The sequence below is a fragment of the Mycobacterium sp. UM_11 genome (genome assembly GCF_001414075.1).
GTDB lineage: Bacteria > Actinomycetota > Actinomycetes > Mycobacteriales > Mycobacteriaceae > Mycobacterium.
The window spans coordinates 1-23238 of the sequence record NZ_LATC01000078.1 but is presented as its reverse complement, the minus strand read 5'-3'; the positions used below and the strand labels follow the sequence as shown (position 1 = coordinate 23238).

The window sequence follows — 23238 nt, the reverse complement described above, 5'->3', positions numbered from 1 at the left end:
GATGTGTATAAGAGACAGGACTGGCCCGCTGGTCGTCGCCCGGGCCGGTCGACCCGTCGGGGCCGGGCGCGGGGACCCCGACCACGACCGTGGCCGGGGCGGTGGTGTCCCAGTTCAGCGCCGCGGCCCGGGACAAAAGCTCGGGACCGGTGTCGCCGCGGACGACCGCGTCGACGACGCTGGCCTCCATGCGGCTGTCCCAGGTGCCGCGCGCCTCGGCGGCGTTCGCGTAGGCCGAGGCGGAGGTGAACGCCAGGTCGCGGCTGTACTTCAGGACGCCGACGGTCAGCGCGGTCAGCTGCTCCTCGGAGCGGGCCACCAGCGGCAGCACCTCTTCGAAGAACTCCATGGTGACGCGGACCATGTCCACGCTGTGTCGCAGAGCGATCCGGCGGGCCAGGTCCTGGGGCACCAGCTCGAACGCCTGGGCGGTGTAGCTGACGTCGCTGTGCGGGTCCTGCATCCACTCGACGAAGTTGTTGATCGCCGTCTGCACCACCAAGGCCACACTGGCCCGCTGCGATGCCTCGAGATCGGCGAAGAACGGCAACCGATCGCCCATGACCGACACCGCCTCGGTGGCCAGCCGGCCGGAGTGCTGCTTCAGCCGGCGCAGGACGGAGTCCGGGACCGTGTCCAGCAGTTCGAGCGGCGAGCGCGGCTGCTTCGCGAACGGGCCGGCGAACGGATTGTCATTCACAGCTAAAACCTACGCCATTTTTTAGATGGAAGTGCCAAAGGAGGCGGGGGTGGCGCGCCTTGCGGGACGTCGAGTGTGCGGCTGGCCGCAGCTTCGGCGCCCACTGTGCGGCTGGCCGCACACTCGCGGGAAGCAGGTCAGCGTGGGAGGCCCTCAGGCCACCCCGGGGTCGGACGTCTGCTCCGGGGCGGCCTGCACGTCGTCGATCTTGTACTGCCGGGCCGCCGCGACCGGCACCGACGGGTCGATCTCGCCGTCGCGCGCCAGTGCCTCCAGCACCGCGACCACCTGCGACTCGGCGTCGGTGTTGAAGTAGCGCCGCGCGGCGGGCCGGGTGTCGGAGAAGCCGAACCCGTCGGTGCCCAGGGTGACGAATGTGCCGGGCACCCACGGCCGGATCTGCTCGGGCACCGCGCGCATCCAGTCCGACACGGCGACGACCGGCCCGGTGGCGTTCGCCAGCGCCTGGGTCACGTAGGCGGTGCCGGCCGGGCGGTCGGGGTGCCGCAGCCGCGCCTTCTCGACGGCCAGGCCGTCGCGGTTCAGCTCGCCCCAGCTGGTCACCGACCACACGTCGGCCGCCACGTCCCACTCGGTGGCCAGCATCTCGGCCGCCTGCAGCGCCGAGGGCATCGCCACGCCGGACGCCAGGAGCTGCGCGGTGTTGGCGCGCTGCTCGGTGGCGGGGCGGTAGCGGTAGATGCCCCGCAACACGCCCTCGGGATCGAAGTTCTCCGGCTCCGGCGGCTGCACGTACGGCTCGTTGTAGACGGTGATGTAGAAGTACACGTCCTCCGGGTTGTCCCCGAACATCCGGGCCAGCCCGCTCTCGACGATGTAGGCGATCTCATAAGCGAACGCCGGGTCGTAGGCCACCACCGCCGGGTTGGTGCTGGCCAGCAGCAGCGAGTGGCCGTCGGCGTGCTGCAGGCCCTCGCCGGTCAGCGTGGTGCGCCCCGCGGTCGCCCCGAGCAGGAAGCCGCGGGCCATCTGGTCCGCGGCGGCCCACAGGCCGTCGCCGGTGCGCTGGAAGCCGAACATCGAATAGAAGATGTAGATCGGGATCATCGGCTCGTTGTGCGTCGCGTACGACGTGCCGGCCGCGATGAACGACCCCACCGACCCGGCCTCGTTGATGCCCTCGTGCAGGATCTGTCCGACTTCGCTTTCCTTGTAGGCCAGCATCAGCTCGGCGTCGACCGCGGTGTACAGCTGGCCGAGGCGGTTGTAGATCTTCAGCGACGGGAACCACGAGTCCATGCCGAACGTGCGCGCCTCGTCGGGAATGATCGGGACGACGCGCGGCCCAATCTCCTTGTCCCGCAACACTTCCTTGAAGGTGCGCACGGTCGCCATGGTGGTGGCGACCTCCTGGGTGCCCGACCCCTTCTTCAGCGCGGCGTAGATGTCGCGGGGCGGCAGCTTGAGCGCCTTGGCCTTGGTGCGGCGCTCGGGCAGGAAGCCGCCCAGCGTGCGCCGACGGTCGAGCATGTAGCGGATCTCCGGGGCGTCCGGCCCGGGGTGGTAGTACGGCGGCAGGTAGGGGTTCTCGTCCAGCTGGGCGTCGCTGACCGGGATCCGCATGGAGTCCCGGAAGCGCTTAAGGTCTTCCAGCGCAAGCTTTTTCATCTGATGGGTGGCGTTGCGGCCCTGGAAGTGCGCGCCCAGCGAGTAGCCCTTGATGGTCTTGGCCAGGATCACGGTCGGCTGACCCTTGTGGTCGATCGCGGCCCGGTAGGCGGCGTACACCTTGCGGTAGTCGTGGCCGCCGCGCTTGAGGTTCCAGATCTCGGCGTCGGTCATGTTCTCGACGAGCGCCTTGGTGCGCGGGTCGCGGCCGAAGAAGTGGTCGCGCACGTAGGCGCCGTCGTTGGCCTTGTACGTCTGGTAGTCGCCGTCGGGGGTGGTGTTCATCAGGTTCACCAGCGCGCCGTCGCGGTCGGCGTGCAGCAGGGCGTCCCACTCGCGGCCCCAGACCACCTTGATGACGTTCCAGCCGGCGCCCCGGAAGAACGACTCCAGCTCCTGGATGATCTTGCCGTTGCCGCGCACCGGGCCGTCGAGGCGCTGCAGGTTGCAGTTGATCACGAAGGTCAGGTTGTCCAGCCCCTCGAGCGCGCCGACGTGCGCCAGCCCGCGGCTTTCCGGCTCGTCCATCTCGCCGTCGCCCAGGAAGCACCACACGTGCTGATCGGAGGTGTCCTTGATGCCGCGGTCGTGCAGGTAGTGGTTGAACCGCGCCTGGTAGATGGCGTTGAGCGGCCCCAGTCCCATCGACACGGTGGGGAATTCCCAGAAGTCGGGCATCAGCCGTGGGTGCGGGTAGGACGGCAACCCGCCGCCGGCGTGGCTGTGTTCCTGGCGGAAGCCGTCGAGCCGGTCCTCGCTGAGCCGGCCTTCGAGGAACGCGCGCGCATAGATGCCCGGGGACGCGTGGCCCTGGATGAAGACCTGGTCGCCGCCGCCGGGATGCGATTTGCCGCGGAAGAAGTGGTTGAAGCCGACCTCGTACAGCGCCGCCGACGACGCGTACGTCGAAATGTGGCCCCCCACGCCGACTCCCGGCCGCTGGGCGCGGTGCACCATGATGGCGGCGTTCCACCGGATCCACGCCCGGAAGCGCCGCTCGACGTCCTCGTCGCCGGGGAACCACGGTTCCAGTTCGGTCGGGATCGTGTTGACGTAATCGGTTGACGTGAGCGAGGGGATGGCGACGCGCTGTTCCCCGGCCCGTTCCAGCAGCCGCAGCATCAGGTAGCGCGCCCGCGCCGGGCCGGAGCGCTCGAGGAGTTCGTCGAAGGACTCCAGCCACTCCGACGTCTCTTCGGGGTCGATGTCGGGCAGGTACGACGCGACGCCTTCGCGGATCACCCGAACGCGGTCGGGTTCGCTTGCGCTGCTAGGGGTTTTGGCCAGATCGTGGCGCGCGAACTCGGTTGTCAACGCACTGCTCCTGTAGTTGTCGGGGCTTGCGCCCTCGGGGTGCTGCGCACCGTATCCCTCTATCGTGCCGCACCAGCGTTTGGCAGGGCTAGCCGACGCCTGGTAGCGGGCGCGGGTTCACGCGGCGGACACGAACTCGTGCGTAGCGGGACGATCGGGAAACCCACCCGGTAACGTCTGAGCCGTGCTCAGCGGATCGCGTGCCGCCCTTGCGGGGAGCTTCCCCAGGCGAGGTGCTCTGGCGCTCGGATGTATTGCGGCGACGCTGATGGGGATCGTCGGGTGTACCACCGTCACCAACGGCACGGCCACCCCCGACACCCAGGTGGCCCCGGCGTATCGGCAGTCGGTGTCCGCATCGGCGTCCGCGTCGTCGGCGACGTCGCGGGTGCGCGAGTCCCAGCGCCAACAATCGCTGACCACCCGGGCGGTGCGGACGTCGTGCGACAACCTGGCCACCACGAGCAAGGACGCGATCGACAAGGTCAACATCTTCGTCGGGGCGTTCAACGCGGGGCGCAACACCGGCCCGACGGAGGGCCCGGCGATCGACGCGCTGAACAACAGCGCCGACACGGTCAGCAACAGCTTCAACGACGCGCTGTCCCAGCAGTTGAAGGACGCGTTCAACATGTACATCGACGCGGCGCATGGGGTGGCCAACGCCATCGGCACCCACGCGGCGACGGGCGAATTCAATCGGCGGGTGGACCGGCTCAACGACGCCAAGACGAAGGCGCTGAAACTGTGCCTGGCATCCTTCTAAAGGCGCGGGTGTCGAGCCGGTTGCGGCTGTGCGACGATAATCCCCATCGCACGAGGCGGCACGGTTTAAGGAGGCTCCACGGTGGTCGCGGCGGATCACGCCCCGAGCTACGCTCGCAAACTGGGCATCCAACGGGACCAAGTTGTCCAGGAATGGGGCTGGGACGAGGACACCGACGACGAAATCCGTGCTGACGTCGAGGAAGCATGCGGCGGTGACCTGCTCGACGAGGACACCGACGAGGTCGTCGACGTGGTGCTGTTGTGGTGGCGAGACGGGGACGGCGACCTGGTGGACACCCTGATGGACGCGATCGGCCCGCTGGCCGAGGACGGCGTGATCTGGGTGCTGACGCCCAAGACCGGCAAGCCCGGCCACGTTCTGCCGGCCGAGATCGCCGAGGCGGCCCCCACCGCCGGCCTGATGCCGACGTCGTCGGTCAACCTGGGTGACTGGAGCGCCAGCCGGCTGGTGCAGCCGAAGTCGCGAACCGGGAAGCGTTGATGCTGCCCGTTGGCGCCACCGCCCCGGACTTCACACTGCGCGACCAGAACCAACAGCGGGTCACCCTGAGCTCCTATCGCGGCGCCAAGAACGTGCTGCTGGTGTTCTTCCCACTGGCGTTCACCGGCATCTGCCAGGGCGAGCTGGACCAGTTGCGCGATCACCTGCCCGACTACGAGAACGACGACAGCGCGACGCTGGCCATCTCGGTGGGTCCGCCGCCCACGCACCGGATCTGGTCGCTGGAGAGCGGGTTTACCTTCCCGGTGCTGTCGGATTTCTGGCCGCACGGCGAGGTCAGCCAGGCCTACGGCGTGTTCAATGACGAGGCCGGCTACCCCAATCGCGGCACCTTCGTCATCGACAAGTCCGGCGTCATCCGGTTCGCCGAGATGAAACAGCCCGGCGAATCCCGCAACCAGCGGCTGTGGACCGACGCGCTGGCCGCTTTGCGGGGCTGAAAGTTTTGGGTACTCGGGCGTTGTGCGTGTAGCCTGCCTCGGGCACGGGCGCGTAGCTCAGTGGTAGAGCTCTGGTTTTACACACCAGCGGTCGGCGGTTCGATACCGTCCGCGCCCACCAAATGCACTCAGGGCATTAGTCGCGCGGACGCGTGCCGCGGCGGCGACAAAGTTTGGCCGCTCGGAGCGCGGGTAGGCGAGGACGATGCCAGGGGAACCATCGTCAATCTTGCTTATCGCCGATCCCGGAGCGCCCGCGGCGATTGCCGAGCGTCTGTCTGATCCGCTTGCAAGCGCGCTCACGGACTGGGCCCCCGCGCAGGACAGGTGGGACGTGTCGGTGCGCCGTCAGGCCTATCCGATCGACGAGCATGCCGAAGTCTCAGACGTGGTCGGCGCCATCGACCCGGGTGGGGAGAGCGAAGACATTGTCATCTACCTGACGGACCTACCCCGACGCCGGGGGACAACGCCGGTGATAGCCGAGATCAGCGTGCCCGACCGACTCGGAGTGATTTCCATTCCAGGGGTAGGTGGTGTGTTCATCGATCGTCGGGTGGGGCATTTGGCGCGGACCATCGTCGCCGAGGTCACCGACCAGTCGGACGAGCACACTCCGTCGGTAAAGCGACTGACGCGGCGACAGGAGGATGACGTTGTCCGCTACGTCGCGCCGACAGCCCTGTCCCGGCTGCGGCTTCTGACGGGCATGGTTTACGCCAACCGCCCGTGGCGATTGGTTACCGGCATGTCCAAAGTGATGATGGCGGCATTCGCCACAGGGGCAGTCAGCCTCGCGTATCCGACGATTTGGCAGCTGTCCGCGTCTATGGGCTCGTGGCGATTGAGCACCGCAACGATCTTGGCGAGCGCGGCGATGATCGCCTGGCTCATCATCGAACACAAGCTCTGGGAGCGCCCGCATTCGGCCGACGAACGTGAACGCGCGGTGTTGTACAACGTCTCCACTGTCGTCACCCTGCTGATCGGCGTCATCGTTTTCCATGTTGGGCTGTTCATCCTGTTACTGCTCACTGCGTGGTGGACCCTCCCCCCGCAAATGGTCGCTCATAACATCGGTCACCCCGTCAACCTCTCGACCCTGTTGTTGATGGCCTGGTTGGTTGCGGCAGTCGCAACATTGGGCGGTGCCCTGGGATCCGGGATGGAAGACGACGAGGCCGTTAAAGCGGCGGCATACGGAGTCCGGCAACGCGAGCGATTCGACCAAACGAACTGAGGCTCAACCCAAGGTGAGTCGGCTTGCCGCTTAAAGTCATTGGGCCCGGCGTAGCGGTAATTCGGATTGTCGGATCGGTCAGGCTGCGATTCACTCGCGGGCCTTCCCGGCGATGTGGCAACCTCGGGGGCGTGACCGAGCAATCCGTGGAACCGTTTCGCATCGACGTCCCTGACGCCGTCCTGGAGGACCTGAGCTCGCGGCTGGCTCGCACGCGCTGGCCGGAAGCCGAATGCGTGGACGACTGGAGCCAGGGCATGCCGCTGGCCTACACCCGCGACCTGGCGGCCTATTGGGCCGACGAATACGACTGGCGGTCCCGGGAGGCCGCGCTCAATCGCTTCCACCAGTTCGTCACCGAAATCGACGGGCTGGACATCCATTTCATCCACCAGCGCTCGCCGCATGCCGACGCGTTCCCGCTGCTGATCACCCACGGCTGGCCCGGCTCGATCGTAGAGTTCCACAAGGTGATCGAGCCGCTGACCAATCCGGCGTCCGGGCGCGCCGAGGACGCCTTTCACGTGGTCTGCCCGTCGCTTCCCGGGTACGGGTTCTCCGGCAAGCCCTCCCGCACGGGCTGGGGTGTCGAGAAGATCGCCGAGGCGTGGGAGACGCTGATGCTGCGCCTGGGCTACGACCGTTACGGCGCCCAGGGCGGCGACTGGGGCGCCGCCGTGACCACCCAGATCGGCCGAAACCGCGGCCACTGCGCGGGCATCCACCTCAACATGCCGATCGGGCGACCCACCAAGGAATCGCTGGCCGACCCGACCCCGGAGGAGCAACGGGCGATGGCCGCGATGGCCGAGCACCGCAAGTGGGGCACCGGCTATTCCAAGCAGCAGTCCACCCGGCCGCAGACGCTGGGCTACGGGCTGGCCGATTCACCGGTGGGGCAGCTGGCGTGGATCGTCGAAAAGTTCTGGGCGTGGGCCGATTGCGACGGCCACCCGGAAAACGTGTTCACCCGAGACGAGTTGCTCGACAACGTGATGCTCTATTGGGTGACCAACAGCGGCGCGTCCTCGGCCCGCCTGTACTGGGAGAGCTTCAGGGTGTTTGGGCAGCTGGACCGCGTCGAATTGCCCACGGGCGTGGCGGCTTTCCCGCACGAGCTGCTGAAGGCGCCCAGGAGCTGGTGCGAGCCGGCCTACAACATCACGCACTGGACGGACATGGAGCGCGGCGGGCACTTCGCCGCGTTCGAGCAACCGGAGCTGTTCGTCGACGACGTTCGCGCGTTCTTCGCGACGGTGCGGTCCTAGACGATCCGCCAACCGCGTCGGGCGCGAAATCGCATGTCCCACAAGTAGATCTGGTACCCGAGCAGCCAGATTCCGTGCGGTAGGAACAGGTCGGCCACCCGCAGCGCGGACAGCAGCCACCCGAACCGGCGCTGCTGGCCCGGCGACCAGTCCAGGCCCATCAACGCCCGAAACTCCGGGGCCAAGAACCCCGTCGTCGCAAACAGGTTGAACCGACCGGCCAGTACGCGCAGCGGCCACGGCAGGAAGACCAGGGAGGCGACGCCGTGCAGATGCTCGCGCACGGGAGGGTCGATGCGCAGCTCGTCGAGCGAGCGCTTCCAGTACGCGTCGAACGCCGCCCGGTCCGCCGGCCACATGCCCTCAGGCACCTGCAGCGTGGTGCCGAGCCGGGCGGCGTCGAGATAGACGGCGTCGGCCGCGGCGTCATCGAGCGGGCCGTGCAGGAATTCATGCTGGTCGACGAAATAGCGGTAGAGGCACGCGGCCACCCACAGCTGCAACTTCGGGTCGAACGCGTTGTAGGGCACCGGGCTTGCCGACGTCGAGCGGACCTGCCGGTGCACGGTGTCCACGGCGCCGCGGATCAGCGCGCGGTCGGACTCCGTCCCGATGGTGGCGACCGCCAGGTAGGTGCCGGTGGTGCGGGCCCGTTTGAACGGATGCTTGTAGACGTTGCCGCTGTCCACCGGGCTCTCCAGCACGCCGTACCCGACGCCGGGCAACGACAACTGCATGATCACGTTGGCGGCGGGCAACAACACGGCCGCGGGGTTCAGCAGGTCGGAGACCCGGGCCGCGGGCCGCTTCGTCGCGGACGACGCCATGTCTTCGAGTGAACCATGTGCCGCGGGTTACAACCGCCCGAAAACGGGCACGCCTAGCGGAATGAGCACCCAATTCGGCGTCTCGGCCACCGGGCCGGCGCGGCACCGGGCGGCCGTTGCGACCGGCTCGCTCGAACCATCCCTGCTGATCTGGTGGGTAATCGGCCTGCTGATCGCCGTGGTGATCTTCGCGGGCATCCTCGCCATGGCCTAGAGCGTTGGTTGCGCCCGCGTGGGCGGTCCGACCGCGTGTGAGACGCTGCCGAGGTGGTTGCGACGCGGCTTGCCGGCGTGCTGGTGGGTTACCTCGCCGACGTGGCGCTGGGCGACCCGGCACGCGGGCATCCGGTCGCGGCGTTCGGCCGGGCCGCGGCCGCCGTCGAGCGCATGACCTACCGCGATACCCGGGCCGCCGGGGCGCTGCACGTCGGCGTGCTGGTCGGGGGCGTGGCCCTGCTCGGGGCAGCGCTGCAACGAGCCGCCGACCGCCGCGGCCGGCCCTGGTCGATCGCGGCCGTCGCGGCGGCCACCTGGGTGTCGGTGGGCGGAACCTCGTTGGCGCGCACCGGCCTGGCGATGTCGGAGCTGCTGGAACGCGGCGACATCGAGGCCGCGCGCCGGCTGCTGCCGTCGCTGTGCGGGCGGGACCCGGCCTGGCTGGACGGCGCCGGGCTGACGCGGGCGTCGCTGGAATCGATCGCGGAGAACACGTCCGACGCCCAGGTGGCGCCGCTGCTGTGCGCCACCGCGGGCGGGGTGCCCGCGGTGCTGGCGTACCGCGGCGTCAACACGCTCGACTCGATGATCGGCTACCGCTCGGGGCGCTACGCCCGATTCGGCTGGGCCGCAGCGAAATTGGACGATGCCGCCAACTACGTGGGCGCGCGGGCGACCGCGGCCCTGGTGGTGATGTGCGCGCCGTTCGTGAGCGGGTCGCCCTCGGGCGCGGTGCGGGCCTGGCGCCGCGATGCCGCCCGCCACCCCAGCCCCAACGCCGGCGTCGTCGAGGCGGCCTTCGCCGGGGCGCTCGGCGTGCGGCTGGGCGGGCCCACGCAGTACCACCACGAGCTGCAGATCCGCCCCACGCTGGGCGACGGCCACGAGCCGACGGTGGCCGACCTGCGCCGGGCGGTGGCGCTGTCGCGCACGGTGCAGGCGGGCGCCGCGCTGTTCGTCGGGCTGTGCGGGGCATCGAGAGCGCTTGCGAGGCGCCGAGTGTGCGACGGCGGCATCGGAAGTGCATCCAGGGCGGAATAATCGCGAGTTCCTAGCCCTCAGCGCACACTGAAGGCCCTCAGCGCACGATGGAGCTCGCTAGCGCCGGCGGCCGTAGCGATCGGCGAGTTTCGCCTCCACCGTCTTCGGCGCCGCTGACGTAACCGCCTCGGGTCGCTGCTGCTTTTCTCGGCGGCGGACGCGGATCTCGGAATACACGAAGTAGCCCAATCCGAGCGGGGCCACGATGCCGAACGAAATCCACTGGATGCCGTAGGACAGGAACGGGCCCGCGTCCAGATGCGGCACGTCGATCACGCCGAGCCCGCCGGGCTGGTTTTCGGTCAGCTGAAGGTAGGACCCGGCCAGCGGCACCTTGGTCAGTGCCGCGACCTGCCCGGTGTTGATCGAATACACCTGCGGCACACCGTCTTGCGAGAAGGGATCCTTCCCGGCGGCGACGGGCTCGGAATCGCGCAGCCTGGCGGTGATGGTGACCGGATCCTGCGGCGGCGGTGGGATGGGCGGGACCTCGGCCCCCTGCTCGGGCCGCACGTAACCGCGGTCGACGAGGACGGTGGGTCCGTCGTCGACGACGAACGGGGCCAGCACCTCGAATGCCGGCTTGCCCTCGATCACCCGCAGCCGGGCCAGCACCTGGACGCCGGGCAGGTAGCGCCCGGTGGCCGTTACCCGGCGCCACTGCGCGTCCGGGGCAGACGAATCCTGTTGTGGTAGAAGCGTTTTGATGGGAACGGGCGCGGTGTTGAGGGAATGCTCGATCTGACGGTTCTCCCGCGACGTCCGGTTGTGCTTACCCAGCTGCCACGGCGCCAGCACCGTGAAGCACAGGTAGGTGAAGGCGATGACCACCAGCGCCAGGGCTATCCAGCCGGGCCGCAGCAGAAACGCCAGCCGACGCATGTCAGCCGGATCCGTTCCGGCCGAGTCGATCGTCGACCCACGCGTGCAGGCCGGGCAGCGACGCCTCGATGACGGTGAAGACGTCCTCGAAATCTTGGGCGTCGCCGTAGTACGGGTCGTCGACGTCGAGGGCGTGCGCGCCCGACCGCGGGTCGAAGGAGCGCAGCATCCGCACCCGCTCCTCGTCGACGCCCAACTCGCGCAGCATCCGAAGGTGGTTGCGGCCCAAGGCCACCACCAGGTCGGCGCGCAGATGGTCGGCGTCGACCTGCGCGGCGCGATGGTCGGTGGAGTAGCCGTGGGCGCGCAGCACGTCGGTCGCCCGGCGGTCGGCGCATTCGCCGACGTGCCAGTTGCCGGTGCCCGCGCTGGTCACCCGGACCGCGTCGGCCAGGCCGCGGCGCCGCAGCTGGTCGGCGAACATCTTCTCGGCCATCACCGACCGGCAGATGTTTCCGGTGCAGACGAACGTGACGTGCAGCGGCTCGCGCTCAGACACCCAGCACCGCCCGCAGCTCGTCGATGGTGGCGGCGTGCGTCACCGCCGTGGCGCCGGCGACCGCCGCGCCGTCGGGGAAGTCGGCTTGGCCGTAACCCCAGCCGACCACCACCGTGTCGATGCCGTGCGCGGCCGCGCCGTGCACGTCGTGGCTGCGGTCGCCGACCATCAGCACCCTTTCCGGCAGAGGCTGCAGCTGTTCGAGTGCGTGCGTGAGCACGTCGACCTTGGTCTTGCGCGAGCCGTCGGGGCTGGCCCCGGCGATCACCTCGAAATGCCGATCGAGCCCGAAGTGGGCGAGGATGCGCCGCGCCGTCGGTTCCAGCTTCGAGGTGGCCACGGCGAGCCGGACGCCGGCGGCGCTCAGGTCGGCCAGCAGCGGCTCGATGCCGTCGAACAGGGTGTTCATCGCCCAGCCGCGGCTGCCGTATTCGGCGCGGAACGCCGCGATCGCCGGCTCGGCCCCCTCGCCCAGCATGGCGCGGAAGGTGTCGTCCATCGGCGGGCCCACAATCTGGGCCACCAGGTCGCCGTCGGGCACCGCGACGCCGACGTGCTCGAGCGCGTGCAGGAAGCTGGCCACGATGCCCTCGGCGGAATCGGTGAGCGTGCCGTCGAGGTCGAAGATCACCAGTTGCGCCGCAGCCGGCGACGTTGCTTGGTAGCGGGAAGCCGGGCGATCCGCCGACGCTGTGCCTGTCACCTCACCATTGTCCTCGATGGTCCTCGGCGGGTGTGACGGTGTCGGTGCCACGGGGTCGGGCGGCCCACTAGTGTTTCTCGGGTGGCGAGTCTGAACATGAGCCCGCCTGCGGCGCGCTATCACGGTGACCAGGCGGTCGCACCGGGGATGCTGGATTTCGCCGTCAACGTCCGACACACCCACCCGCCCGAGTGGCTGGTGCGCCGGCTGGCCGCGCGACTGCCCGATCTGGCTTCCTACCCGAGCGCGCGGGACGTGCGTTCGGCGCAGCACGCGATCGCCGAGCGGCACGGCCGGGCCCGCGACGAGGTGCTGCCGCTGGCGGGGGCGGCCGAGGGGTTCGCCTTGCTGAGCAACCTGCGCCCGACGCGGGCGGCGATCGTCGCGCCGTCGTTCACCGAGCCGGCCGACGCGCTCACCGCCGCCGGGGTGCCCGTGCACCACGTCGTGCTCGAGCCGCCCTTCGCCCTGGACGGGGTGAGCATTCCCGACGACGCCGACCTGGTCGTCGTGGGCAATCCCACCAACCCCACCTCGGTGGTGCACACCCGCGAGCAGCTGTTCGCGCTGCGCCGGCCCGGCCGCATCCTGGTGGTCGACGAGGCGTTCGCCGATTCGATCCCCGGCGAGCCCGAGTCGCTGGCCGCTGAGTCGCTGCCCGACGTGCTGGTGCTGCGCAGCCTGACCAAGACGTGGGCGCTGGCGGGGCTGCGGGTGGGCTACGCCCTTGGGTCACCGGAGGTGTTGGCCCGGTTGACCGCTCGGCGCGCGCACTGGCCGGTGGGCACGCTGCAGCTTTCGGCCATCGCGGCGTGTTGCGGCCGGCAGTCCGTCGCCGAGGCGGCGGCCGGTGCCGCGCGGCTGGCGGAGGTGCGCGCCGAGATGGTCGCCGGCCTGACGTCGGTGGGCGCCGAGGTGGTCGCCGGCCGGGCCCCGTTCGTGCTGTTCCGCTTGCCGGGGGCCGATAAGGTCCGAAAGAGCCTGCAGGACAAGGGGATCGCCATTCGCCGCTGCGATACGTTCGTCGGCCTCGACGAGCGCTACCTGCGGGCCGCGGTGCGCAGGGAGTGGCCGCTGCTGGTTCGGGCGATCTCGGAGGTGCGGCGATGAGCGTGCGGCTGGCCGACATCATCGACGCGCTGGACGAGGCCTACCCACCGCGGCTCGCCGAGCCGTGGGACTCGGTGGGACTGGTGTGCGGCGACCCCGACGATGCCACCGAGTCGGTGACCGTTGCGGTCGACGCGACGCCCGCGGTCGTCGACGAAGTTCCCGAGGGCGGCCTGCTGCTGGCCCATCACCCGTTGCTGCTGCGCGGAGTGGACACGGTGGCGGCGAGCACGCCCAAGGGCGCGCTGGTGCACCGCCTGATCCGAACGGGCCGTTCGCTGTTCACCGCGCACACCAACGCCGACTCGGCTTCGCCCGGCGTGTCCGACGCGCTGGCCCACGCCCTCGGCCTCACCGTCGAAGCGGCCCTCGAGCCGCGAACCGCCGCGCCAGACCTGGACAAGTGGGTCGTCTACGTGCCTCGCGAAAACTCCGAAGCCGTGCAGGCGGCCATGTTCGAGGCCGGCGCCGGGCACATCGGCGACTACTCGCAGTGCAGCTGGAGCATCACCGGCATCGGTCAGTTCCTGCCGCACGAGGGCGCGTCCCCCGCGATCGGCAGCGTCGGGACCGTCGAGCGAGTGACCGAGGACCGGTTCGAGGTCGTCGCGCCGGCGCGGATCCGGGCGGCCGTGCTGACCGCGATGCGCGCCGCCCACCCCTACGAGGAGCCCGCGTTCGACGTGTTCGCGTTGCTGCCCCTGCCCGGCGACGCCGGGCTGGGCCGCATCGGCACCCTGGCGCGCCCGGAACCGCTGCGCGACTTCGTGTCCCGCGTGGACGCCGCGCTGCCGCCAACGGTGTGGGGCGTCCGCGCGGCCGGCGACCCCGACGCGCCGGTGTCGCGGGTCGCGGTCTGCGGCGGGGCCGGGGACTCGCTGCTGGCGACCGCGGCCGGCGCGGGCGTGCAGGCCTACGTTACGGCCGACCTGCGGCACCATCCGGCCGACGAGCATCGCCGGTCCTCTAGTGTCGCGCTGGTGGACGTGGCGCACTGGGCGAGCGAATTTCCCTGGTGCGAGCAGGCCGCCGAACTGCTGCGGTCCCGTTTCGGTGCGGCGCTGACGGTGCGGGTGTGCGGCATCCGCACCGACCCGTGGAACATGGGGCAGATGGAAGGTGACCAGCGATGAAGGCTGAAGTCGCTCAGCAGCGTTCGCTCCTCGAGCTGTCGAAGCTGGATGCGGAGCTGTCCCGCATCACGCACCGGGCCGGCCATCTGGCGGAGCGGCAGGCCTGCGAGCGGCTGCAGGAGGAACTCACCGCCGCCGGCGACCGCGTGGGTGCCATCCGAATCGCGTTGGAGGACATCGACACTCAGGTGTCGCGGTTCGAGTCCGAGATCGAGGCGGTGCGCCAGCGCGAAGACCGCGACCGATCCTTGCTGCAGTCCGGGGCGGCCGACGCCAAGCAGTTGTCGGACCTCCAGCACGAGCTGGAGACCCTGACGCGCCGCCAGGCCAGCCTGGAAGATTCGCTGCTGGACGTGCTGGAGCGGCGCGAGGAGCTGCAGACCCAACTGGACGACGCACAGGGCAGGGTCGAGGCGCTGGAGGCCGAATTGGCCGGCGCCCGGCAGGCTCTCGACGCCGCGCTCGCCGAAATCAGCGAGGCACGCCAGGCGCATTCGTCACGCCGCGAGACCCTGAGCGCCGCGCTGGATCCCGCCCTGTCGGCGCTCTACGAACGCCAGCGAGCCGGGGGAGGTCCGGGCGCCGGGCCGCTGCTGGGGCGCCGCTGCGGTGCCTGCCGCCTGGAGATCGACCGCGGCGAGATGTCCCGCATCTCCGCGGCCGCCGAGGACGATGTGGTGCGCTGCCCGGAGTGCGGCGCGATCCTGTTGCGGGTCAACGGGAGCGACCAGTGAAGGTCGTGATCGAGGCCGACGGCGGGTCGCGTGGAAACCCCGGCCCCGCCGGGTACGGCGCCGTGGTGTGGACCGAGGACCGCTCGACGGCGCTGGCGGAGAACAAGCAGGCGATCGGCCGGGCCACCAACAACGTGGCCGAATATCGGGGACTGCTGGCCGGTTTGGACGACGCCCTGCAACTCGGCGCCACCGAAGCCGCGGTCTACCTGGATTCCAAGCTGTTGGTGGAGCAGATGTCGGGACGGTGGAAGGTCAAGCACCCCGACCTGATCGAACTGCACGGCAAGGCGAAAGCGCTGGCGTCGCGGTTCGACCGGATCAGCTACACGTGGATTCCGCGCGAGCGCAACTCCTACGCCGACCGGTTGGCGAACGAGGCGATGGACGCGGCCGCCGAAAGCGACCTGGCCAACGAACCCGACGAGCGCGCGGCCGAATCCGCGAAACCCGCTGCGGCGCAATCCCCACAGGCGCCCGGCTGGACCGGCGCCCGCGGTACGCCGACCAGGCTGCTGTTGCTGCGGCACGGACAGACCGAGCTGTCGGCCCAGCGCCGCTACTCGGGCCGCGGCAACCCGGCCCTGACCGAAGTGGGCCGGGGTCAGGCCGACGCCGCGGCGCGTTATCTCGCGCAGCGCGGCGGGATTTCGGCGGTGTTCTCCTCGCCGCTGCAGCGGGCCTACGACACGGCGGCCCGGGCCGCCAAGGCGCTCGGCCTGGACGTGACCGTCGACGACGACTTGATCGAAACCGATTTCGGCGCCTGGGAGGGCCTGACCTTCGTGGAGGCCGCCGAGCGCGACCCGGAGCTGCACGGCCGCTGGCTGCGTGACACCGGCACCACCCCACCGGGCGGCGAGAGCTTTGATGCCGTGCTCGATCGGGTCGTCCGGGCCCGGGAACGGATCATCGCCGCGCATCAGGGCAGCACGGTGCTCGTGGTGTCGCACGTGACGCCGATCAAAATGCTGCTGCGGCTCGCGCTGGAGGCCGGTCCCGGCATCCTGTACCGGTTGCACCTGGACCTGGCGTCCCTGAGCATCGCCGAGTTCTATTCCGACGGTGCGTCTTCCGTGCGCCTGGTGAACCAGACCGGATACCTCTAGGCCGGAAGGAGACGTCGATGGAGCCGTCTGATCCGACCCGTGAAGCCATTCCCGCGGACGTCCGGGAGAGGGTGATGCCGGCGGTACTCGACGAATTGTCCCGCTGGGGTGTCGAGCGGTTCAGCATCGAAGCCCTCGCCGAACGGCATCGCCTCGACGCGGCGATGGTGTACCGGTATTGGGGGGACCGGCGCCGGCTCATCGTCGACGCGGTGCTGTCCGATATCGACAGGGTGAACACCGGAACCGACACCGGGTCGTTGCGTGGCGACCTACAGGCGTTGGCCCGCAACGTAACCAATCGGATCAACACCGAGGTGGGTCGGACGCTGCTGCGCTCGCTGGTGATGGACCGCCGCAGCGGACACGACGAAGCCACCCGGTTGCGGTTCTGGTGGGCGCATTTCACCGCCGTGCGCGCGGTCGTGGACCGGGCCAGGGAGCGTGGCGAATTGCGCGAGGGCGTCAACACCCTGGCCGCGGTTCAGATCGTGCTGTCGCCGCTCAACATTCGCGTCCTGTACTCCGACGTCCCCGTCGATGACGAGTACTGCGAGGCCATCGCCGACATGGCGTATCACGCCCTCGCCCGCAAGTGAGGGCGCGCGTAGCATCCCGGTATGAGAAGGACCTTCGTCGCCACCCTCGCCTTCGGGTTGATTCTCGCGTTGTTCGGTTCGATCTGGGCGCTCCAGGGATTCGGGGTGCTCGGTGGTAGCCCGATGAGCAACACCACCACCTGGTCGGTCATCGGCCCCATCACGGCGGTGATCGGCGTCGTGATCGCGGGGGTCAGCTGGCGGAAGCTCTCGTCGAGATAGCGCGTCATGCCCCCGCGACGGTGAAGTCCACCGTGTGCCAGCCGGTGGCGCCGTCCGGGACCGGAGGGACGCGATCCGCGGTCTGGGTGGCCCCGGTGTTGTCGGTGGCGCGCACCGTGATGGTGTGCCTCCCAGGGCTTTTCGCCTCCCAGGGAAACGTCCACAGCCGCCATGTCTCGTTGGAATAGCTCGCGCCCTGCTCGGCGGGCTGCCACCCGCCGCCGTCGATGCGGACCTCCACGGACCGCACGCCGCGATTCTGCGCCCATGCGACACCGCCAAACACGACCGGGCCCATCGGCACCCGCTGACCACCTCTCGGCACGTCGATCCTCGACTGGGTCTTGACGGGTGCGCGTGGCGCCCAGCCCTGCCGCGTCCAGTACGCCTCCGCCCTGTCGAAGCGGGTCAGCTCCAGGTCGACGACCCACTTGGTGGCCGACACGTACCCGTAGAGCCCCGGCACGACCAGCCGCGCCGGATAGCCGTGCTCGATCGGCAGGGGCTGGCCATTGAGGGTGACCGCCAGCAACGCGTCTCGGCCGTCGGTGAGCGCATCCACCGGTGTGCCTGCGGTGAATCCGTCGATCGACGTCGAGAGCACCATGTCGGCGTCCGGATGCACCCCGGCCGCCGCCAGCAGGTCGGCGACCCGGTAACCCGTCCAGACGCCCGTCGAGATGAGTTTGCCTCCAACGGGATTCGATACGCAGGTCAGCGTCGCCACCTTTTCGACCACGTCGAAGCCGGCGAGGTCGGCGAAGCCGTACGTAACTTCGCGGTTCACCATGCCGTGGATGCGCAGCCGCCAGTCGCCGTGGCTGAGCTGGGGAACCGCGAGCGCGGTGTCCACCCGGTAGAAGTCGGCACTGGGAGTGATGAAGCTGGGCAGCTCAACACCTTTCGGCTGCACGTCGGCGGGTATGGGTGGCGCCGCCGCGTGCGGGCGGGGAAGCGCGAAGCTGTTGCGGTCCGCGGCCACCGAATGCACCAACCGCGTGATCACCGCACCGGCCACGCCGCTCACCACCCCGAACCCCAGCACCGAAAGCACGAGCAGCCTGCGCCTGCCGGCGTCCGGCTCGCCGGCATCGGGATCTTCGGGGCCGGAACCGAACCGGCGGGTGAGCAAGCGAAGGGCCGCCACGCCGCAGACCGCGCCCGCGACGGTGGGGATCGTGTCGAGCACGCTCGCGCCCGGCCGCGATAGCACCGCGGCGCATCCGAGCGCGCCCGCCGCCGCGATCACGGCGCTGCCGAACGGCCGTCGCGGGGTCTCCAGCGTTCCGGCGATCGCGGCGATCGCCGCGATCACCACGAGCACGACGACGGCCAGGAAGAGCTTGTCCAGGGTGCCCAGGGTTTGAATCGCCCACTCTTTGACCGGCCCCGGTGTCAGGTCGACGACGGCCGAGCCGATCGCGGCCCGGGCGTCGGCCCGCGCCCCGAACGGGATGCCCACCAGCTGGGCCACCCCCAACGCGACGGACGCCGCCGCGACCCCGGCGATCATCCGCCCGTTCGATGCCGGCGGCGTGGTTGTCATGCCCATATCCTCGCGTAGCGGCCCGGATCCCGGCCCGCGTCAGCGAACCAGGGTGATGGCGCCCTCGGGGCAATTCTGCTCGGCGGTGACGGCCTGCGCCTCGAGGTCACCGGAGACGTCGGGGACGAGCACGACCGAGTGGCCCACCTCGTCGGCGTCGAACACATTCGGGGCCAGCGTGTAGCAGCGCCCGTGGCCGGTGCACCGGTCGGCGTCGATGAGGATGCGGGTCATCAGCGGTGCTCCTCCTGCACTCAGCCCACCAGCATGGCCAGGGCGCTGTCGTAGTTGGGCTCGTCGTCGAGTTCTGGCACCAATTCGGTGTACGCGACGTTGCCGTCGGCGTCGATCACCACGACGGCGCGGGCAAGAAGCCCCGCCATCGGGCCGTCGGTGATCGTGACGCCGTAGTCCTCGCCGAAGCTGTCCCGGAAGGCCGAGGCCGTCCTGACGTTGTCGATGCCCTCGGCGCTGCAGAATCGTTGAAACGCGAACGGCAGGTCCTTTGACACGCACACCACGGACACGCCCGTTCCCGCGGCGCGCTCGTTGAAGGTCCGCACGGTCGTCGCGCAAACCGCGATATCGACGGACGGAAAAATGTTCAGCACCAAGGGCTTGCCGAGAAACTGCTCGGTACTGATCACCCACAAGTCGGAGCCGATCAAGTTGAAGGCCGGGGCTTTGGATCCGATGGCAGGCAGCTCGCCGACGGTGTTTATCGGGTTTCCATTCAAGGTTATCTGTGCCATGCGCATAGTGTGCCAGGCCCGCCCGAGTCAGGTCCCGATGTCGCCGAATTAACCGGCGCCGGGGGCCGAAAAAGGAAGCCGGCAAAATTCGAGCCCAGGGCGGCCTAATTGGGCGATAATCGCCGCATGCGCGATGGAATCAAACGCCGCTGGCGACGAGCGACTCAGCTCACGTATCTCAGCCCGTTCGAACGCACACTCAACCGATCGCTCTGGGCGCTGGCATGCATCGCCCTGGCCTATTGCCTTGCCCAGCATGTTCTCCTGGCCAACACTCCGGAAATCTTCCCGGGTGGTGAGCGACTCGGCGCCGTCGGTTTCCACCTCGCCAACGGCTACGTGGAGGCATTCATCTTCTACCTGCTGGTAGTCCGGCTGCCGCTGCGGCGCGATCGCCAAAACATCTACAAGAACCTGGAGCCGCTGATCGCTCGCGTCGTTGGCGAGGCGACCAATCTCATGGGCACCTTGCACCAAGCGGCCGGCTTCGACAGTCATCGAGAGAATTCGTTGGCGAACGTTCAGGAGACTTGCAGCAAGATCGGACCGCAAACGCCCACCAACATGCTGATTGCGTCGGCCAGCCCCGCGGCGCACACCCCGGTGATGGATGCGATTCACTTTCACATGGACCGCGCCCGCCAAGTGAATCGGGAGATTCTCGATCTGTCGTCGTTCGTCGCCTCGGAAGTGATCTGCCTGGTGAACGACATCGAAAGCCAGGGCTATTTCCGGGCGTTCGAGTTCGTCTACCCATTGTTCAAGGCCGACCAGCTCGGCAAGGCCGACCTGTCGATTCTCAGCCGACACATTTTCGACTATTTGTTGATTGTCGACCGGCTCGACGCGTACCGCCGCGACTTCCTGCCGGAGCCGGAACCGCGACCCGAGTACCTCATTTCGGGCTCGATGCGCGATAGCGACGAAGTTCCGCTGCGACACTTCTCGACTTCCGGGCGGGGAAACGGAATGCCCACGATGCCGGGTCAGGAGCGCCGAGCCTCGCGGGCCGTCAAGGTCTGAGCCGCACCACCTAAGGCACCGGGAAGATCAGCGGCAGCGACTCCACCGAACGCAGCGCGGCGGTGTAGCTCAGCTGGGTGCCCGGTTTGATCTCGTAATCCGGTATGCGCCGGTGAAATTCGCGCAACGCCACCCGCAGCTCCATGCGGGCCAGATGCGAGCCGAGGCATCGGTGGGGACCGCCGCCGAACGCGCGGTGCCGGTTCGGGTTGCGGGTGAAGTCCACCAGCTCCGGATCGGGGAACTCGGCCGGGTCGGTGTTGGCCGCGCCCAGCAACGGGCTGACCCGTTCGCCCTTGCTGATGGGGCACCCGCCCACCTCGACGTCCTGGATGGCCACCCGCGCCACGCCGGGAACCGGTGTCTCCCAACGCAACAACTCCTCGATGGCGCTGGGCAGCACGTCGGGTTGCTCGACGAGCTGGTGACGGTGCTCGGGATGGCGCGCCAGGTACACGAAGAAACAGTCGAGCGAGTCGGTCACCGTGTCCAGGCCGGCGATCAGGAACAGGAAGCAGATGTCGAGCAGCTCCTCACGCGACAGCGGTTGCCCGGCGATGTCGGCGGCGATCATGGCCGACAGCACGTCGTCGCGGGGGCTGGCGATGTGGTCGTCGATCGCGCGGTCGAAGTAGTCGTAGATCTGTTGCGCCACCCCGGCGGAGCTCTCGTGGCGGCGGTCGAAGCCCGAATCGCCCTCCGGGCGGATGACGCCGTCCTTCCATTCCAAAAACTTGTCGAGGTCTTCCAGCGGCAACCCGAGCAGCTGCAGGAAGACGGTGCACGGCAGCGGCACCGCGAACTCGGCATGGAAGTCGCATTCGCCCCGGTCGGCGAAGCGGTCGATCATCTCGTTCACCAACTCGGTGACGCGCGGCTCGCGCCGTGCCATCTCCCGCGGCGTGAACAACGGGTCGAGGACGCGGCGGTACTTGGCGTGCTCCGGCGGGTCGATCTGTAGCGGGATCAGCGGCCTCACGTTGCCGAGATCGACGGCGTCCATGTTCGACGAGAACAACTCGGTGTGCTTGAGCGCCATCTCGATGTCGGCCAGGCGGCTCAGCACGACCGCCTGCGGCGACCGGAACACCGGGCTGGATTCGCGCAACGCCTTGTACATCGGCTGTGGCTCCGCGAGACCCGTGACCGTTTGGTCGACGAACCCTTCGGTTTCTGTCATCTGGTCAGACTGGCACCAACGTTCGCGTTGGGCAATGGCCTAGCCTCAGGCCGCGTCGTGGAAGATCAGGCCCATCGCGTAGCGCTCGCCCGAGCGCACGACCGACACCCCGTGGCGCACCGGCGCCGCGGACCAGCCGCGGCGCGAGGGCACCGGACGCTCCCGCGTGGTGAACACGAAGCCGTGCCCCTGGGGCAATTGCGTTGCCATGCCGCGGGATTGCGCGCGCAGCCGCTGTTCGACGAGCAGGAATTCGCCGCCGGTGTAGTCGGTTTCGGGTTCGCTCAGGTTGATCACCACCTGTAGCGGAAAGACCAAGTCGCCGTACAGGTCTCGATGCAGGGCGTTCCAGTCGCCCGGGCCGTACCTCAGCATGAGTGCGGTGGACCTGCGCTGGCCGGCCGCGTGGCAGGTCGCCAGCCAATCGTCGAGGCTATCCGGCCATGGCGGGTCGCGGCGCAGCTTGCCCCACCAGTCGCGGGCAATCGGCAACAGCCGGGGATACAGCGCCTGCTTGAGTTCCTCGATCGGGTCGGGGTAGGGGGCGTGGAAGTAGCGATACTGCCCCGCGCCGTACCGCTTGGGCGCCATGTCGACGGTCGAGCGGAACAGGCTGTCGTCGCTATATAGGCCGCGCAGCCGGGCCGCCTCACTCTTGGTGATCAGCCGCGGCAGCAGCGCCCCGCCGTATTCGTCGAGCGCGCCGGTGACGGTGTCCCAGTCGGCGGAGTCGACGCGCTTTTGCCATCGGTCCATCAGGTTCACGATAGGGCCGCGCCGAGCCCGCCGGCCGATAGTTGCTGGCCCCGGCCTCGCGCAAGTAGTAGCGTGAATCCTCGCGGACGAGTTGGCCGGGCGGCCGCGGACCGCCGCAAGGCGGTTCGAGGAAAGTCCGGACTTCACAGAGCAGGGTGATTGCTAACGGCAATCCGAGGTGACTCGCGGGACAGTGCCACAGAAAACAGACCGCCACCCTCGCGGTGGTAAGGGTGAAACGGTGCGGTAAGAGCGCACCAGCACCCCGGGTGACCGGGGTGGCTAGGCAAACCCCACCCGAAGCAAGGCCAAGAAGGCCGCACCGAAAGGTGCGGCCGCGCAGGCGCTCGAGGGTTGCTCGCCCGAGCCTGCGGGTAGGCCGCTTGAGGCACCCGGCGACGGTGTGTCCAGATGGATGGTCGCCACCCCGCCGCCGTTGCTCATGCCGCGGCAGCGGGGAACAGAATCCGGCTTACAGGCCGACTCGTCCGCCCCGCTCAGCGCCGGGCCTTGCGCACCGCCTTGGCGAGTTTGCGCAACGCGTCGTCGAGCTGCTGAGCGCACCGCTCGGCCAGGTCGGCCTCCTGTTGGTACAGCAGGCCGTAGGTGAAGGTGTCCTCGCCGTCGGCGTGCGCGGCCTCGGACTCGTGGCGCAGGTGCTCGCGGCTGACCACGCTGTCCTGGTGGTCACCGAGCAGCGACTGGACGGCCTTCGACTGCTCGGCGACCCTGTCGGCGCCGGTGGCCGCCGCGGTGTAGCGAAGCCGCTTGGCCCGCTTGCGGATTCGGTGGAGCGCCTCGTCGCGGTGGTGTTGGTCGTCCGGCTGCTCCGGGTCCACCTCGGCGACCGCCCTGGCGGCCTTGGCCGCCTTGCGGACCTTCTTGTAGGCGGCGTCGATGGTGACCGGCGCGTGTTCCTCGCCCGAGGCGGCGCCGGGGGGTTGCGCGGCGATCGCCTCGAGGGCGTCGAGCAGCCGGAAGTAGCGCTGCGTTCGCATCGCCATCAGCGCTGTCTCTTATACAC

24 protein-coding genes, 1 tRNA gene, 1 other RNA gene and 2 pseudogenes are annotated in these 23238 nt (G+C 69.1%); 16 read left to right on the top strand and 12 right to left on the bottom strand.

Annotation, left to right across the window (positions count from 1 at the left end):
* Window positions 1–700 (bottom strand): annotated as a pseudogene (locus tag WU80_RS18270) (PucR family transcriptional regulator); the annotation flags it as partial.
* A gap of 153 nt (window positions 701–853) precedes the next feature.
* Window positions 854–3643, bottom strand: a complete 2790-nt coding sequence (gene aceE, locus WU80_RS18265; protein ID WP_055404354.1) for a pyruvate dehydrogenase (acetyl-transferring), homodimeric type — start codon at window positions 3641–3643, stop codon at window positions 854–856.
* A 184-nt stretch (window positions 3644–3827) separates the two neighbouring features.
* Here aceE and WU80_RS18260 point away from each other — a divergent pair, with 184 nt between their 5' ends.
* The 6 genes from WU80_RS18260 to WU80_RS18235 all read left to right on the top strand — a co-directional run bounded on the left by WU80_RS18260 (window position 3828) and on the right by WU80_RS18235 (window position 7882).
* Window positions 3828–4409, top strand: a complete 582-nt coding sequence (locus WU80_RS18260) for a hypothetical protein (RefSeq protein WP_082459927.1) — start codon at window positions 3828–3830, stop codon at window positions 4407–4409.
* A gap of 81 nt (window positions 4410–4490) precedes the next feature.
* Window positions 4491–4913, top strand: coding sequence for a DUF3052 domain-containing protein (locus WU80_RS18255; protein WP_055404358.1), 423 nt, complete (start codon window positions 4491–4493; stop codon window positions 4911–4913).
* Window positions 4913–5374 carry a peroxiredoxin gene (locus WU80_RS18250; protein WP_055404361.1) on the top strand — a complete coding sequence of 154 codons (462 nt, stop codon included), beginning with the start codon at window positions 4913–4915 and terminating at the stop codon, window positions 5372–5374. Before WU80_RS18255 ends, WU80_RS18250 begins: the two co-directional genes overlap by 1 nt.
* A gap of 46 nt (window positions 5375–5420) precedes the next feature.
* Window positions 5421–5495 (top strand) — tRNA-Val (locus tag WU80_RS18245).
* 84 nt (window positions 5496–5579) lie between these two features.
* Entirely contained in the window at window positions 5580–6614 is a 1035-nt protein-coding gene (locus tag WU80_RS18240; protein WP_055404363.1) for a hypothetical protein, read from the top strand.
* Between the two features lie 146 nt (window positions 6615–6760).
* The gene (locus WU80_RS18235; protein ID WP_055404394.1) at window positions 6761–7882 is read left to right on the top strand and encodes an epoxide hydrolase family protein; all 1122 of its coding nucleotides are present in this window, start codon (window positions 6761–6763) and stop codon (window positions 7880–7882) included.
* Here the strand turns inward: WU80_RS18235 and WU80_RS18230 are convergent.
* Complete coding sequence (locus tag WU80_RS18230; protein ID WP_055404364.1) at window positions 7879–8709, bottom strand: oxygenase MpaB family protein; 831 nt, start codon at window positions 8707–8709, stop codon at window positions 7879–7881. The genes WU80_RS18235 and WU80_RS18230 overlap by 4 nt on opposite strands.
* Before the next feature lie 61 nt (window positions 8710–8770).
* Here WU80_RS18230 and WU80_RS25935 point away from each other — a divergent pair, with 61 nt between their 5' ends.
* Together WU80_RS25935 and WU80_RS18225 are read left to right on the top strand one after the other, a co-directional pair.
* A complete protein-coding gene (locus WU80_RS25935; RefSeq protein ID WP_156349637.1) occupies window positions 8771–8923 on the top strand; it encodes a hypothetical protein in 153 nt (50 codons plus the stop codon).
* Between the two features lie 53 nt (window positions 8924–8976).
* Window positions 8977–9966 carry a cobalamin biosynthesis protein gene (locus WU80_RS18225; protein WP_055404366.1) on the top strand — a complete coding sequence of 330 codons (990 nt, stop codon included), beginning with the start codon at window positions 8977–8979 and terminating at the stop codon, window positions 9964–9966.
* Between the two features lie 57 nt (window positions 9967–10023).
* Here WU80_RS18225 and WU80_RS18220 read toward each other — a convergent pair whose 3' ends face one another.
* The 3 genes from WU80_RS18220 to WU80_RS18210 are packed head-to-tail and all read right to left on the bottom strand — an operon-like array spanning window position 10024 to window position 12050.
* Window positions 10024–10848, bottom strand: a complete 825-nt coding sequence (locus tag WU80_RS18220) for an SURF1 family protein (RefSeq protein WP_055404368.1) — start codon at window positions 10846–10848, stop codon at window positions 10024–10026.
* A gap of 1 nt (window position 10849) precedes the next feature.
* The gene (locus WU80_RS18215) at window positions 10850–11347 is read right to left on the bottom strand and encodes a low molecular weight protein-tyrosine-phosphatase (RefSeq protein ID WP_055404370.1); all 498 of its coding nucleotides are present in this window, start codon (window positions 11345–11347) and stop codon (window positions 10850–10852) included.
* A complete protein-coding gene (locus WU80_RS18210) occupies window positions 11340–12050 on the bottom strand; it encodes an HAD-IA family hydrolase (RefSeq protein WP_197281286.1) in 711 nt (236 codons plus the stop codon). The genes WU80_RS18215 and WU80_RS18210 overlap by 8 nt, the downstream gene beginning before the upstream one ends.
* Before the next feature lie 81 nt (window positions 12051–12131).
* On the opposite strand from WU80_RS18210, the gene cobC reads away from it, so the two are divergent.
* Genes cobC through WU80_RS18180 form a run of 6 tightly spaced genes read left to right on the top strand, consistent with a single transcriptional unit; the run spans window position 12132 to window position 16957 of the window.
* Window positions 12132–13160, top strand: coding sequence for an Rv2231c family pyridoxal phosphate-dependent protein CobC (gene cobC / locus WU80_RS18205; RefSeq protein ID WP_055404374.1), 1029 nt, complete (start codon window positions 12132–12134; stop codon window positions 13158–13160).
* Complete coding sequence (locus WU80_RS18200) at window positions 13157–14293, top strand: Nif3-like dinuclear metal center hexameric protein (RefSeq protein ID WP_055404376.1); 1137 nt, start codon at window positions 13157–13159, stop codon at window positions 14291–14293. Before cobC ends, WU80_RS18200 begins: the two co-directional genes overlap by 4 nt.
* Complete coding sequence (locus WU80_RS18195) at window positions 14290–15027, top strand: zinc ribbon domain-containing protein (RefSeq protein WP_055404378.1); 738 nt, start codon at window positions 14290–14292, stop codon at window positions 15025–15027. Before WU80_RS18200 ends, WU80_RS18195 begins: the two co-directional genes overlap by 4 nt.
* Window positions 15024–16136, top strand: a complete 1113-nt coding sequence (locus WU80_RS18190) for a bifunctional RNase H/acid phosphatase (RefSeq protein WP_055404380.1) — start codon at window positions 15024–15026, stop codon at window positions 16134–16136. The genes WU80_RS18195 and WU80_RS18190 overlap by 4 nt, the downstream gene beginning before the upstream one ends.
* Window positions 16137–16153: 17 nt before the next feature.
* A complete protein-coding gene (locus tag WU80_RS18185; protein ID WP_055404382.1) occupies window positions 16154–16735 on the top strand; it encodes a TetR-like C-terminal domain-containing protein in 582 nt (193 codons plus the stop codon).
* Window positions 16736–16756: 21 nt separating this feature from the next.
* Window positions 16757–16957: a hypothetical protein gene (locus WU80_RS18180; protein WP_055405806.1), complete on the top strand. Its 201-nt coding sequence runs from the start codon at window positions 16757–16759 to the stop codon at window positions 16955–16957.
* Between the two features lie 4 nt (window positions 16958–16961).
* On the opposite strand, the gene WU80_RS18175 is transcribed toward WU80_RS18180, so the two are convergent.
* The 3 genes from WU80_RS18175 to tpx are packed head-to-tail and all read right to left on the bottom strand — an operon-like array spanning window position 16962 to window position 19255.
* Window positions 16962–18503 (bottom strand): molybdopterin-dependent oxidoreductase, encoded by a 1542-nt coding sequence (locus WU80_RS18175; RefSeq protein ID WP_055404396.1) that lies wholly within the window; start codon window positions 18501–18503, stop codon window positions 16962–16964.
* Window positions 18504–18542: 39 nt separating this feature from the next.
* Entirely contained in the window at window positions 18543–18737 is a 195-nt protein-coding gene (locus WU80_RS18170; protein ID WP_055404386.1) for a ferredoxin, read from the bottom strand.
* 20 nt (window positions 18738–18757) lie between these two features.
* The gene (tpx, locus tag WU80_RS18165) at window positions 18758–19255 is read right to left on the bottom strand and encodes a thiol peroxidase (RefSeq protein WP_055404398.1); all 498 of its coding nucleotides are present in this window, start codon (window positions 19253–19255) and stop codon (window positions 18758–18760) included.
* Window positions 19256–19381: 126 nt separating this feature from the next.
* Here tpx and WU80_RS18160 point away from each other — a divergent pair, with 126 nt between their 5' ends.
* The gene (locus tag WU80_RS18160; protein ID WP_055404387.1) at window positions 19382–20278 is read left to right on the top strand and encodes a hypothetical protein; all 897 of its coding nucleotides are present in this window, start codon (window positions 19382–19384) and stop codon (window positions 20276–20278) included.
* A gap of 10 nt (window positions 20279–20288) precedes the next feature.
* Here WU80_RS18160 and WU80_RS18155 read toward each other — a convergent pair whose 3' ends face one another.
* Together WU80_RS18155 and WU80_RS18150 are read right to left on the bottom strand one after the other, a co-directional pair.
* Window positions 20289–21458 (bottom strand): cytochrome P450, encoded by a 1170-nt coding sequence (locus tag WU80_RS18155; RefSeq protein ID WP_055404390.1) that lies wholly within the window; start codon window positions 21456–21458, stop codon window positions 20289–20291.
* A 45-nt stretch (window positions 21459–21503) separates the two neighbouring features.
* Window positions 21504–22214 (bottom strand): 2OG-Fe(II) oxygenase, encoded by a 711-nt coding sequence (locus WU80_RS18150; RefSeq protein ID WP_055404400.1) that lies wholly within the window; start codon window positions 22212–22214, stop codon window positions 21504–21506.
* An 87-nt stretch (window positions 22215–22301) separates the two neighbouring features.
* On the opposite strand from WU80_RS18150, the gene rnpB reads away from it, so the two are divergent.
* An RNA gene (rnpB, locus tag WU80_RS18275) (RNase P RNA component class A) lies at window positions 22302–22705 on the top strand.
* Window positions 22706–22711: 6 nt separating this feature from the next.
* Here the strand turns inward: rnpB and WU80_RS18145 are convergent.
* Window positions 22712–23224: pseudogene (locus WU80_RS18145) on the bottom strand (CHAD domain-containing protein); the annotation flags it as partial.
* Window positions 23225–23238 lie beyond the last annotated feature (14 nt).

Coding starts and splice junctions, on each gene's coding strand:
- WU80_RS18240 (WP_055404363.1), top strand. CDS start 5,580: ATGCCAGGGGAACCATCGTCAATCTTGCTTATCGCCGATCCCGGAGCG.
- WU80_RS18150 (WP_055404400.1), bottom strand. CDS start 22,214: ATGGACCGATGGCAAAAGCGCGTCGACTCCGCCGACTGGGACACCGTC.
- WU80_RS18200 (WP_055404376.1), top strand. CDS start 13,157: ATGAGCGTGCGGCTGGCCGACATCATCGACGCGCTGGACGAGGCCTAC.
- tpx (WP_055404398.1), bottom strand. CDS start 19,255: ATGGCACAGATAACCTTGAATGGAAACCCGATAAACACCGTCGGCGAG.
- WU80_RS18230 (WP_055404364.1), bottom strand. CDS start 8,709: ATGGCGTCGTCCGCGACGAAGCGGCCCGCGGCCCGGGTCTCCGACCTG.
- WU80_RS18220 (WP_055404368.1), bottom strand. CDS start 10,848: ATGCGTCGGCTGGCGTTTCTGCTGCGGCCCGGCTGGATAGCCCTGGCG.
- WU80_RS18170 (WP_055404386.1), bottom strand. CDS start 18,737: ATGACCCGCATCCTCATCGACGCCGACCGGTGCACCGGCCACGGGCGC.
- WU80_RS18160 (WP_055404387.1), top strand. CDS start 19,382: ATGCGCGATGGAATCAAACGCCGCTGGCGACGAGCGACTCAGCTCACG.
- WU80_RS18185 (WP_055404382.1), top strand. CDS start 16,154: ATGGAGCCGTCTGATCCGACCCGTGAAGCCATTCCCGCGGACGTCCGG.
- WU80_RS18180 (WP_055405806.1), top strand. CDS start 16,757: ATGAGAAGGACCTTCGTCGCCACCCTCGCCTTCGGGTTGATTCTCGCG.
- WU80_RS18175 (WP_055404396.1), bottom strand. CDS start 18,503: ATGACAACCACGCCGCCGGCATCGAACGGGCGGATGATCGCCGGGGTC.
- WU80_RS18250 (WP_055404361.1), top strand. CDS start 4,913: ATGCTGCCCGTTGGCGCCACCGCCCCGGACTTCACACTGCGCGACCAG.
- WU80_RS18195 (WP_055404378.1), top strand. CDS start 14,290: ATGAAGGCTGAAGTCGCTCAGCAGCGTTCGCTCCTCGAGCTGTCGAAG.
- WU80_RS25935 (WP_156349637.1), top strand. CDS start 8,771: ATGAGCACCCAATTCGGCGTCTCGGCCACCGGGCCGGCGCGGCACCGG.
- WU80_RS18155 (WP_055404390.1), bottom strand. CDS start 21,458: ATGACAGAAACCGAAGGGTTCGTCGACCAAACGGTCACGGGTCTCGCG.